The 13,022-nt window shown below is 37.0% G+C and carries 9 protein-coding genes; 5 read left to right on the forward strand and 4 right to left on the reverse strand.

Translation table 11 applies throughout. From position 1 onward, the window contains the following. Positions 1–48: 48 nt before the first annotated feature. The 5 genes from F890_RS11930 (at position 49) to F890_RS11950 (ending at position 7,963) form a co-directional block, all read left to right on the forward strand. Positions 49–1,353, forward strand: a complete 1,305-nt coding sequence (locus F890_RS11930; protein WP_005267065.1) for a tyrosine-type recombinase/integrase — start codon at positions 49–51, stop codon at positions 1,351–1,353. Next, complete coding sequence (locus tag F890_RS11935) at positions 1,340–3,763, forward strand: hypothetical protein (protein WP_005267066.1); 2,424 nt, start codon at positions 1,340–1,342, stop codon at positions 3,761–3,763. The genes F890_RS11930 and F890_RS11935 overlap by 14 nt, the downstream gene beginning before the upstream one ends. A gap of 8 nt (positions 3,764–3,771) precedes the next feature. Further along, positions 3,772–5,778 carry a site-specific integrase gene (locus F890_RS11940; protein WP_005267067.1) on the forward strand — a complete coding sequence of 669 codons (2,007 nt, stop codon included), beginning with the start codon at positions 3,772–3,774 and terminating at the stop codon, positions 5,776–5,778. Then, the gene (locus F890_RS11945) at positions 5,779–6,264 is read left to right on the forward strand and encodes a hypothetical protein (protein ID WP_005267068.1); all 486 of its coding nucleotides are present in this window, start codon (positions 5,779–5,781) and stop codon (positions 6,262–6,264) included. Between the two features lie 136 nt (positions 6,265–6,400). Then, the gene (locus F890_RS11950; RefSeq protein WP_005267070.1) at positions 6,401–7,963 is read left to right on the forward strand and encodes a flotillin family protein; all 1,563 of its coding nucleotides are present in this window, start codon (positions 6,401–6,403) and stop codon (positions 7,961–7,963) included. A gap of 63 nt (positions 7,964–8,026) precedes the next feature. On the opposite strand, the gene sucD is transcribed toward F890_RS11950, so the two are convergent. The 4 genes from sucD to odhB all read right to left on the reverse strand — a co-directional run bounded on the left by sucD (position 8,027) and on the right by odhB (position 13,011). Beyond that, positions 8,027–8,917 (reverse strand): succinate--CoA ligase subunit alpha, encoded by an 891-nt coding sequence (gene sucD / locus F890_RS11955; RefSeq protein WP_004730261.1) that lies wholly within the window; start codon positions 8,915–8,917, stop codon positions 8,027–8,029. Positions 8,918–8,929: 12 nt separating this feature from the next. Next, positions 8,930–10,096, reverse strand: a complete 1,167-nt coding sequence (sucC, locus tag F890_RS11960) for an ADP-forming succinate--CoA ligase subunit beta (RefSeq protein WP_005251285.1) — start codon at positions 10,094–10,096, stop codon at positions 8,930–8,932. Positions 10,097–10,266: 170 nt separating this feature from the next. Beyond that, positions 10,267–11,697, reverse strand: coding sequence for a dihydrolipoyl dehydrogenase (gene lpdA / locus F890_RS11965; protein ID WP_004279436.1), 1,431 nt, complete (start codon positions 11,695–11,697; stop codon positions 10,267–10,269). Positions 11,698–11,796: 99 nt separating this feature from the next. Beyond that, on the reverse strand, positions 11,797–13,011 hold the full coding sequence (odhB, locus tag F890_RS11970; protein WP_004279435.1) for a 2-oxoglutarate dehydrogenase complex dihydrolipoyllysine-residue succinyltransferase: 1,215 nt from the start codon (positions 13,009–13,011) through the stop codon (positions 11,797–11,799). Between the last annotated feature and the right edge of the window lie 11 nt (positions 13,012–13,022).

The raw sequence follows: 13,022 nt of genomic DNA on the forward strand, positions 1-13,022 counted from the left end.
AAAACATCTAAAATGTGAGATATGCTTTAAAGAAGTAATGTTAAATTCATGAAAACAAAGGCTATTTCTCTAAATATATTCTTAAAAGATTGTCAGTATGAAATATTGGGTTCTGACGATATTAAAATCTTGTCAGAACAAAGACCTGAACATGAAGATTATTCAAACTTTCCCCAACTTATAAATTTAGACAATATTGAAACAAGTATTGAGTTCAATTTATTCCTAATTGAAAAGTTTCGCTTTAATGATTTCGCTCCTAATAAAAGACAAAGAAAAAAAGAGATAACAAAGTTAAGATTAAATAGCTTAATAACCTCATTAACTGTTTTTTTAAATTGGGTAACTGAAAATAATATTGATTGGAAAGATGAATCATATATAGATGATGAAGACCCTGTTAACTTATTTAAAAGATATTTAATAGATCGAATCACATCTAAAGAAAATAATATTAGCTATGTTTCAGCAAAAGTATATTTAGGTGATGTGAAAATGCTTTATGAGTGGGCATCTCATAATTATATTATTAATCGCCTTCCGTTTGAATATCAAGCAGCTTATTATACCAATGACCAATCTAAGAAAATCACTTCAAAAGCAGCACCAGTTTTTCAAGTGATCTCATCAAACATCTCTATTCCTAATAAATATAAAGGGATAAAAAATAAAGTTTTAAGCGCATATACCCCTACAGAATATGATCTACTTATTAATTCAAAATATTGCCAAAATCAAGGTAGAAAAATTTGGATTAAATTAGCGAAAGAATATGGTTTAAGACGAACAGAAATTATCAATATCAATGAAGATATTTTGAATGAAGATAAACATGGTTTATATACAGTTATTGGTAAATTTAGTAAACAAAGAGAAATTTATTTTAAAGAACCAATTCTGAATGAAATCGCAGAATATTGTAATAGTACTGCCAGGAAACTCGCATTACGAAAGTATTTTGAAAAGAATGGATATACAACTTCCCCACCATTATTTCTAAATAATCGTGGCGAAAGAATATCACATACAACCATCACTAATATTATTTATCCTGTAAAAGCCGAATTAGAAGAAGCTGGATTTAAATTTAACAAGACTTTCCATGATTTAAGAGCGACTTATGCAGTTGAACGAGTAATTGAATTGCTGAAACAAGGCGAAGAGATGGAACATATAGAGTTCACTATTACAGACGAACTAGGTCATAGCTTGTTTAAAACAACCAAGAAATATCTTTCAACTAGAAGTGCCAGAGAAAGTTGGATTTCTCAAAGTGGTATTGGTGATGCTTTAAAAGCGAGTGGCATTTTGGGTGATGCAGAAGAACAGGAAATTCTTGATGACTTTCTATGATTATATAATAAGATTTATAAATGAATATGATAATGGCTTGAATGCTGAAAAGACAATGATTAGATATTGCTTTGAGATTAGAAACTTAGCTGAAAATTTGCCGATTGAGTTTAGAAATGAACTCAAACGAGAGATTGAGTTATTGGTTGATAATCAGGACTATCTTCTTGACCTAGAATTGAAGATTCATTCAGATTTTCCTAACATTTATAAAAATAGATTTTCTTTTATTTTAAAAATCTTATCGTATTATAGCAAAAAGGAAATTAAACGAGCATCCTCATTTTTCATTGGAGATAATGAGTTTCGAGCAATAGAACTATATACTTTAAATAAGAGTCTTACAGTTGAATTAGTAGGACTATTATCTAAATTATATTTAAAATCAACTCCACTAACACAAAGAACAAGTTTTAAGAATCTACGGAAAATCATACTTGATTCTAAACAGTTTGCTGATTCAAATTCATTAGAAGAACTTGCTGACCGTATTGAAGCAAATGTTGAGATAACAAATAATCAGCGATACGCACTTACAAAATTACGTGGAGAGAAGATCACAATTGATATTTTTGGAAGGCCACATGACATTACAAGATATTATAAACTGAACCCTATTGTTCTATCTCAATATCAAAAAATTCAAAAAAACATAATAAATATAACTGAGGCTAGACGCTTTAGAGAGTTTGCAACTGCTTTAAATAATCATTGTGATAAATATCCTAATGACGAAGCCAAAATTAAAGAACATGGTTTGCTTGCTTTGGTAGAGAATAGTTATGAAATTCTAATCAAACTTCGATCATATTTAAAAACAAAAATTTTTAAATGTATTGTATTTATTATCGAAATACTAACTGATGAAGAATTTGACTATTCAAAATATGATAATAAATGGTTATATATACCTACAAAATTCGGCAATACTTCAACAGTTCGTCTTAATAGACTCTATTCAAAATCTGAGAGATTTGCTACAGAATTTTATATTTTCTTTCAAGAATATATTCAGAATATTAAATATCATGATGCTAATGAAGCATCTCTAAAAAGCAATATAGGAAATTTAAGATATATATTTATTACGTTTGCTACTCAGAAATCACTTGATGAACATGGGCTTAATGTTTTAACTGCTGACAATCATGCAAATTTTAGGGTTATTAAAGCAAGAATTAATGATTTGGTATTAGAAGGAAAAATTCAACCAACTACTCAAAATGGGTATTATCAGTCCTTAAGATGGTTGTGCGTTGAAACAAAACAAAAATACATAAAAGATTATGACCAAGCTGTATCTCAACGTAATTTTCTTGCTAGTCAAGATTTGCTTACTAACAGTTATACTCAAAAAGAGTTGATGACTATTCTTAATCATTTAATTAATGCTATTAAGATAAACAAAGATGATTGCAGTAGATTAATGGTGGCTTATTTTGCACTTATTCAAATTGCTACTGGTTTAAATGTTTCTACTTTATGCAGTCTAAAAGATACAGAAGAATATATTCATGTCGATGACAACAATAAAAACCTTTACTATTTTAATTTTATAAAGGCAAGAGCCGCACATAATACTGAAACTCATGTTTACTTTAAAAATACGGAAGACAAAATACTCTATTTATACTTATATGTTCGTGAGAAGTTAAGAAAACAAGTTATTGAGAAAGCAAAAAATCCTGAATTTACAACAGATTATTTTTTTGTTTTTTTATCAAAATTGGGTAATTTACAAGTTGCCAATCATGAAAATATTGTTAAAAAGGTCAATGAGTTACTTGCAGAAGTTGGTTGCCATATTCGTTATAATTCTAAGCGAATGCGTAAGACTGTTTCAAACAGAATCTATAAAATAGTTCTAAAAAAATTCTCAGTTTACCGTGAATTAGTGCATCATGATTTTGATGTTTTTGTACGTCACTATGAAGAATTGAATATAACTGAGAGTATTGAAAATCTGGCTAAAGGCACAAAGGCCTTACAAATTTTCTTAAAAAACAAAGAAATTTCATTAGATACACCTGAAATAAATCAGAATATCTCAGAAACGTCTGAGATCGAAGATAGCAATATTATTCAGTTTACACCATTAGGTAATTGCTCACAAAAACATAATGATAGTACTTCAATATGTTCTGATTATTTAGCTTGTTTATTTTGTAAAAACTTTAGCATTGTAAATAGTCAATCCCAAATTCATAAGCTTTTAGATTTTAAAAATATCTGCATATCACAAATGATGGACATTTCTTCCTCATATAATAAAGAGTCTTCAACTGGTATTGCCATCAAAGAATTTAACACTCGTATTGATTATATTCTGAATCTATTAAAACAGAACGACCCTAAATTATACAGTATGGCTGTAATTAATTACAAACCAAATCATTTTTTCTCTCTATAGGTTTTATAATGTCTGACCTACATCACGTTCTTGAATCTATCACTATTATAGATGGTGAAGGGAATATATCATTTAAAGAATATAGTATAGAATTATTGGAAGAATTGAATAATAGGATTATTTTCAAAATTCCTGAAAGAAGAGACGGCCTGCATCAAGTAAGCTTTAATGATAATAGATGGGTTAAGCGAGATGAAACTAAAGTTATATCTTTCGCATCATTAACTCAAGAATTTGAATATGAGCTTAAAGCTATATTTTTAAGTGCAGTTTTTCTTGGAAGAAAAAGAAATTACAAAAAAATTAAATGGAGCTCAATGACTACAAAATTTAGAATATTAAAATCTTTTGCACTAATTTTAATGGATAACAACTTAAGATCATTTAATGATTTAAATAAATTAAAATCATTAAAACTACAGATAATCGCTAAATCTTTTTGTGATTCTTATGATACTAAACGTGACATTCTAAATACTGTTTGTTTTGCTCTAGAAACATACAATTTTATCACGCCTGAAACTTATGAAAGACTACTTTTAAGCAGAACAGATAAAGAAGCTCATAAAAATAAAACACTTTCTTCATATGAATCTAATAGTTTCCCTATTATTCCCGACCATGTTTTACTCAAAACTTTTGATGCAATTCAAAATTATAAAAAAAAGTTTTTTGAAAAATATAAATTGTGGTCTAAATATAATGCTAAAGAAATTCAGAATATAAAAAAAGGCAATTATAAAGTTGATAATGGAGAATATTTATCTTACAGAGAACATGATGGTTTAAATTGTGGCAACTTTATTAATTTTCTAAATCAATTCAGAAAAGTTGTAATTTTCAATACGCTTTTATTTACTGGTATGCGAAAAGATGAAGTAAAGGAGATTACAAATACCAGTTTATTTGAGGATGAAGGGATTTTTTATATTACTTCTTCATTAGGTAAAACAGTTGAGAATAGATTGGAGCTATCATGGATTAGCTCACAATCCTGTAATGAAATGCTTAATCTTTTAGTTGAGCTTAACAAAAAAGTTAAGCATAGAGTTCAGGCTGTTATTAATACTAATGATCCACGTTTTAGTGAAGAATATATTAATCATTTAAAAACTAATCTAGCAAATGAAAAAGTATTTAGCGTTAATTACTCCTTAAACAGATGCATATTTGACACTATGGGTTACATAAAGAAAGGTGAAATGAATAAAGACTATTCAATTTTTAAGATTGCTTTAGATAAGCATGATATTGCTCAACTCGAATTTTTAGATTGTAACTACAAATCCACAGTGAAAAGTTCAAATAATTATATGGTCAAATATGAGGATGGTGACTATTTTAATTTTTCTCCACACCAATTCCGTCATACATTTGCTTATTTCATGATTACTAATAATTTATGCACGATTAGGGAAATAAAACATCAATTCAAACATTTGCGGAGTGCAATGTCATTTATTTACTCCAGGCGTGGTATTTATTCTGAGTTAATCAATCATTCTAAATCTTTTGATGAAACTATTAAGATAAAATCCCTTATGGGTTTTTCAAACTCTATAGCTAAACAACAGAGTATTGGGGGTGGTGTTAAATTTATTTTAAATGCCTTAAATCTCAAAGACTTTAAATATAATATTTCGGTAGATCCAATCGCATTTAACAATCTTGATCAAATTAATACATATCTGATCCAAAATAAGGACTCAATTAACTTCTTACCTCATGGCTTTTGTATGAATGGGTCTGATTGTTCCCTAAAGTCAGTTGCAGAACCTTTAAGCTGTATTAACTGTCATGGATACGTTACTACTAATAAAAATCTTCCTTTCTGGAAGGGTTTACTTGAAGATATTTCTGCCAAGTTATCTAAAATGTATCAGTTACCTATTGATAGAAGAGAAAAATTCGAAAATTTAATTTTAAATCTTGAGCAAAAACAAAAACAATTAACAGAAATTATTAATGCTCTCGATGGTAAAAAAATTCAAGTTAATGAAATTGAGGTGGTTTAAATGATGAAAGATTTAAACGATAGTATTAATGGCTTAATAAATTATTTAGAACTTAATTCTATTGATGAATTAAGCGCATTACCTATTGATAATGATTTAATAGGTAAAGTCGGAAATTATCTTCTAGAATCTAAAGAAAAGATTACCACTTCTAAAGTTGCTGACTTATTAGGTATAAACCGTGCATCTATCTATAATACTTACCCAAAATCGGCCCAATATCTACAAGCACTTATTGCTCAACAGAAAGCAATTAATAATCAAAAAAATCTTGCTAAAAGAAATAGTTCAGTTAAAAAGACTACTGGAAAATCTCCAAAATTTAGTGAGCTTAATGAAGAAAAGATTGAAAGATTTATGTCAATTATAATGAGCTTAGAGTATCAGAAGAAAAGACAGGAAAAGCAGATTAATCAGCTTAAATCTACAGTAGCAAGTTTACAATCGGAGATTCGAGAGTATAAAAAAACGCTTGGAATCTACTAATTTGAGCAACCTTAACGGTTGCTAGAATTCGCTATTTTTTCCAAAAGTGTTAAGAAAAGTGTTAATTTTTGCCTTTCCAAAACTTTTTAATAAAAACAAAGAATTAACAAAATTCTTAACAAAATGATATGACATTATGGTTGTTTTAGGTGGAGGCGCAATCGTGCTTCCGGTGTTACATGAAATTATTCCAGTAAATATGAACACCCTACGCCTTGAAGTCCGCCGTGCTGATGATCAGGCACTGATTACCCGTGACCGGATGCGGGTCGATGTCATGGCCGAATTCTATGTCCGAGTCAAACCTACAGCAGATTCAATTGCCACCGCAGCACAAACCCTTGGTCAAAAAACCATGTCACCCAATGAATTAAAAAATCTGGTGGAAGGCAAATTTGTTGATTCACTGCGTGCAGTGGCTGCAGAAATGGCCATGGAAGAATTGCATGAAAAACGGGTCGATTTTGTACAAAAAGTCCAACAAGTGGTTTCAGAAGATTTGCACAAAAACGGTCTGGAGCTTGAAACGGTTTCCCTAACCGGACTGGATCAGACCGGATTTAAATACTTTAATCCACAAAATGCCTTCGATGCCGAAGGTCTGACCAAGCTCACTGAAACCATTGAAGACCGCCGTCGCAAGCGTAACCACATCGAACAGGATACCGATCTGGCGATCAAAACTAAAAATCTGGAAGCTGAACAGGCGCGCCTGCAAATTATTCGTGAAGAAGAATATGCCAAACTGCAGCAAGAACGTGAAATTGCCATTCGCCGAGCTGAACAACTGGCTGAAATTGCCGCTCAGGAAGCCGGCAAAAAACGTGAAGCAGAAGAAGCACAAATTGCCGCTGAACGAGAAGTCGAACTCAAGCGTATTTTGGCCGCCCGTGATGTCGAAAATGAAAATATTCAAAAGGCCCAGCTGATTCAAAAAGCACAGGTCGAGCAAAAGAAAACCATTGAACTGGCTGAACAGGATCGCGCCATTGCGATTGCGGAAAAATCACGTGCTGAATCTGAAGCTAAAGCTCAAGCCGATCAGGCACGTGCACAAGCGGTAAAAGCGGAAGAAGAAGTCATCACCGTACGTCAAATCCAGCAGGCAGAGCGTCAAAAAGCAGTTGAACTGGTCGCAGCCAAAGAACACGCTGAAAAAGATGCAATTGCCATTACAGTTGCCGCTGAAGCTGGCAAACAGGCGGCAGCAGATGATGCAGAAGCAGTGCGGATTGCGGCTGAGGCTGAAGCAGAAAAAGTCCGCCTGAAGGCCAAGGGTGAAGCGGATGCGAAAATTCTACTGGCTCAGGCAATGGAAAAACAGTATCAGGTCGATGCTGAAGGTACGCGTGCGGTCAATGAAGCCAATAACGTCCTGTCACCTGAACAGGTCGAAATGCAGATCCGTCTGGCCATGCTGAAATACTTGCCTGAAATTATCCGGGAAAGCGTCAAACCAATGGAAAATATTGATGATATCAAGATTCTCCAGGTGAATGGCCTACATGGCGGTCATGCCGGTGCCTGTCAGGCAGATGCCCATCATGAGAATGGTAATGTTGCCCTGTCAGATCAGGTGGTGAATAGCGCCCTACGTTATCGTAGCCAAGCACCGCTCATTGACAGTCTGATGAGTGAGCTTGGTATTCAAGGTGGTGATATCAACGGCATGACTCAGAGCCTTAAAGCTAAAACTTAAAAATAGAATGCGATATAAAAAGCTCCCATCTGGGAGCTTTTTATTACAGGTTTACTTTGGATATCAGGCCAAACCTTTATCTTTTAACACTTGCAGCATAGTTGAACCGAGTTCGGCAGGACTGCGCGTATAGGCCATACCCGCACGCTCAAAGGCAGCAAACTTTTCTTCTGCTGTGCCCTTACCACCTGAAATGATCGCACCTGCATGGCCCATACGTTTACCTTTAGGTGCAGTTACGCCCGCAATATAACCAACAACTGGCTTGGTCACATTCGATTGAATATATTCTGCGGCTTCTTCTTCCGCCGTACCACCAATTTCACCAATCATGATGATGGCTTCAGTCTGCGGATCTTCCTGGAACAGTTTCAAGCAGTCAATCTGGTTCATGCCTGGAATTGGATCCCCACCAATACCAATACAGGTCGACTGACCTAAACCGAGTTTTGTAGTTTGCGCCACAGCCTCATAAGTCAGTGTGCCTGAGCGCGAAATGATCCCGATTTTACCCGGCTGATGAATATGTCCCGGCATGATCCCGATTTTACATTCACCCGGCGTAATAATACCCGGACAGTTTGGTCCGATCAGACGTGTGCCATTACCATTGGTTTCCAGATAACGCTTGGCTTTGAGCATGTCGATGGTCGGTACACCTTCAGTAATCACCACAATTAACTCAATGCCAGAATCAACCGCCTCAACAATAGAATCCAGTACAAAGGGTGCCGGAACATAAATCACCGAAGCATCTGCATCAGTTTCTTTCACCGCTTCACGCATGGTATTAAATACAGGCAATTCCAGATGGGTTTGACCACCTTTACCCGGGGTTACACCACCCACGACTTTAGTGCCGTAGGCTAAAGCCTGTTCAGAATGGAATGTGCCGTTTTTGCCTGTAAAGCCCTGTACCAATACTTTAGTGTCTTTATTAACTAATACGCTCATGTTAGATACTCCTTAAGCTTTTACAGCAGCAACGATTTTTTCTGCAGCGTCAGCAAGACCATGTGCAGAAATCAATTTCAAACCTGATTCATCCAGTAATTTTGCACCCAGTTCCGCATTGTTGCCTTCGAGGCGAACAACCACAGGAACTGTCACATTTACTTCCTGAACCGCTGCAATAATTGCTTCAGCAATCATGTCACAACGTACAATTCCACCAAAAATATTAATCAATACACCCTGGACAGAGTGATCTGCCAAGATAATTTTAAAGGCTTCAATCACACGCTCCTTGGTCGCACCACCACCCACATCCAGGAAGTTGGCTGGTTGACCGCCATACAGCTTAATAATATCCATGGTTGCCATGGCAAGACCGGCACCATTGACCATACAACCAATGTTACCCTCAAGTGCCACATAGTTTAGATCAAACTCAGAGGCTTTTAACTCACGTTCATTTTCTTGAGACTTATCACGCAAAGCAGCCACTTCAGGCAAACGGTACAGTGCATTCGAATCAATTCCGATTTTGGCATCGACACACAGAATGTCGCCGTTTTCACGCACAGACAGCGGATTGATTTCGAAAAGTGCAAAATCATTGTCTACAAATGCCTGATAGGCAGCCGTCATGACTTTAACAAATTGATTGATTTGTCCATCTTTGAGTTTAAGTGCAAAAGCAACTTCACGCGCCTGAAATGGCATTAGACCAACTAAAGGATCAACCTCAACTTTAATAATTTTTTCAGGGGTTTCTTCGGCCACTTTCTCAATTTCAACACCGCCTTCAGTCGATGCCATAAAAGTGATGCGGCGAGTCGAGCGATCTACCACAGCGCCCAAGTACAACTCGCGCTCAACCGGATAAACATCCTCAGAAACTAAAATGCTATTGACCGGCTGACCATTGACATCAGTCTGATAAGTCACCAAGCGTGAACCAATAATCTGATTGGCATATTCAGCAGCCTCGGCAGCCGATTTCACCACTTTTACCCCACCAGCCTTACCCCGGCCACCCGCATGCACCTGTGCTTTCAATACTGCGAACTTTCCACCCAGCTGCTCGAAAGCATGCACCGTTTCATCGGCATTGGTGGCAAGTATTCCTTCCTGCACAGGCATACCATATTTTTTTAATAGCGCTTTTGCTTGATACTCATGTAAATTCATTGAATAACCTTTTATTACTTCTTTGCCTTGTTATAACCCACTAGCACCCAGACGTCCGTCAAAGCAGTACCAGCATTTCTTAAAATCGTTATCTTTATTTTTAGATGATTGTTCCAATAAAAACAACCATGAAATGTAAAAAGAGCGACCTAAGTCGCTCTTTTTTCAAATTACTTACGCTTACGTTGGATCGCGTGAATCGCACGACCATCAACTGCAAGTGCAGCTTCATGTACCACTTCAGAGAATGTCGGGTGACCGAAAGTCATCAACTGAAGATCTTCAACTGAAGATACAAACTCAAGCGCGATCATACCTTGGTGAACGATATCAGACGCAGCAGGTCCAATCACGTGCATACCGAGTAAACGATCCGTTTTTGCATCAGCAACAAACTTCACGAAACCGGCACCTTCACCCGCAGCTAAAGCACGACCGTTCACAGCAAAACCGAATTGACCCGTTTTAACTTCGTGACCTTTTTCAGTCGCTTGCTGTTCTGTTAAACCTACCCACGCCGCTTCCGGATGTGTGTAAATTACAGAAATAATGGTGTCATAGTTCACTTGTGCAGCATGACCGTGAATACGCTCAACCGCCATTACGCCTTCTTCCATTGCTTTATGCGCAAGCATTGGACCACGTACCAAGTCACCAATTGCGTATACGCCTTCAACTGAAGTTGCACACCAATCGTTGACTTCAACCAAACCGCGTTCAGTCAATTTAATGCCTGAATCATCAGCCAATAAACCTTCAGCATATGCGCGACGACCGACACAAACGATCAATTTATCGAAAGTTTCAGTTTTGTCTTCACCAGCTTGGTTATATTTAACCGTTACTTCACGACCATTGATTTCAGTACCTGCAACTTTTGCACCGATACGGATATCCATACCTTGCTTAGTCAACAGTTTTTGGAAGTCTTTTGCCAATGCTTTATCAGCCATTGGTAAGAATGCATCCATTGCTTCAAATACAACAACTTCAGCACCAAGACGACGCCATACAGAACCAAGCTCAAGACCGATCACGCCCGCACCAATTACACCTAAACGCTTAGGTACTTCTGGGAATTCAAGCGCGCCAGTAGAATCAACAATTAAGTCTTGATCTACAGGAGCCACTGGAATATTTACTGGTACAGAACCCGTCGCAAGAATCACATATTTAGGCTCTAAAACTTGAGTTTCACCTTCGTGAGAAACAAATTCTACTTTTTTACCTGCAAGCAGTTTACCCGTACCTTTTAACCACTCGATGCCATTACCTTTAAGTAACTGATCGATACCGCCAGTCAATTGATCTACAACTTTGTCTTTACGAGCCAGCATTTTAGAAAGATCGAATTTAACTTCACCAGTCGTAATACCATGGTCATCTAGATGTTGAACTGTATCTTCATAACGATGTGAAGAATCAAGTAAAGCTTTAGACGGGATACAACCGACGTTTAAGCAAGTACCACCTAAAGATGGTTTACCTTTATGAATACGTTTTTCGATACACGCAACTTTAAAACCAAGTTGAGCTGCACGAATTGCTGCTTCGTAGCCGCCCGGGCCACCACCAATTACGACTAAATCGAATTGAGACATGTTTATCTCCAACTAATCCCCCTTATTAATCCCCCTTTTCCAAAGGGGGATCTTCCCCTCTTTTTAAAGAGGGGTTAGGGGAGATTTTTAATGAATAAATTACAGATCAAGGATCAGACGCGCTGGCTCTTCTAACAATTCTTTGATTGTTACAAGGAAACCGACTGCTTCTTTACCATCGATTAAACGGTGGTCATAAGACAGTGCAAGGTACATCATTGGCAAGATTTCTACTTGACCATTCACCGCCATCGGACGTTCCTGGATTTTATGCATACCCAGAATCGCAGTTTGTGGCGTATTTAGAATTGGTGTAGAAAGCAATGAACCAAAAGTACCACCATTAGTAATAGTGAATGTACCGCCAGTCATGTCTTCGATGCCCAGCTTACCGTCACGTGCCTTGCCAGCATATGCACGGATGCCATTTTCAACTTCAGCATAGTTCATGCGGTCTGTATCACGAAGTACAGGAACCACTAGACCACGTTCAGATGAAACTGCAACACCAATGTCGTAGTAACCGTGATACACGATGTCATCGCCATCAATTGAAGCATTTACCGCTGGATAGCGTTTAAGTGCTTCAGTTGCTGCTTTAACGAAGAATGACATGAAGCCAAGACGCGCACCGTGACGCTTCTCGAATGCATCTTTGTATTGAGCACGCATTTCCATGATTGGTTTCATGTTCACTTCGTTGAACGTCGTCAACATTGCAGTTTCTTGAGTCGCTGCAAGTAAACGTTCAGCAACACGCTTACGAAGACGAGTCATAGGAACACGTTTTTCGATACGCTCGCCCACTGCAACGCTTAATGGTTGCGCTGCAGGTGCTGCCGGTTTCGCCTGATGATTTGCCACATCTTCTTTCGTGATGCGACCGCCACGGCCTGTACCTGCAACGTCAGCAGCTGCAACACCAGATTCAGTCAATGCTTTACGCACTGCTGGAGCCTGATCCTGTACTTGTTGACGTTCAACGATCGGTGCATTACCAGCTTCAGTTTGCGCAGCAGCTTGTTCAACTTTCTCTTCAGACTGAACTGCTTGAGTTTGCGTAGCGCCAGAAACAGCACCTTCTTCAAACTGTGCAATGACTTCAGCTGAAAGAACAGTATCGCCTTCACCTTTAATAATAGATGCAAGTGTACCGTCTGCAGGAGCAACAACTTCTAAAACAACTTTATCAGTCTCAATATCGCAGATCACTTCATCACGTGACACTGCTTCACCTGGTTGTTTGTGCCAAGTTGCGATCGTACCGTCCGCAACTGACTCTGGGAATACCGGTGCTTTAATTTCGGTTGCCATTACTTAGAATC

The sequence above is a fragment of the Acinetobacter sp. CIP 64.7 genome (assembly GCF_000369745.1).
Taxonomy (GTDB): Bacteria; Pseudomonadota; Gammaproteobacteria; order Pseudomonadales; family Moraxellaceae; genus Acinetobacter; species Acinetobacter fasciculus.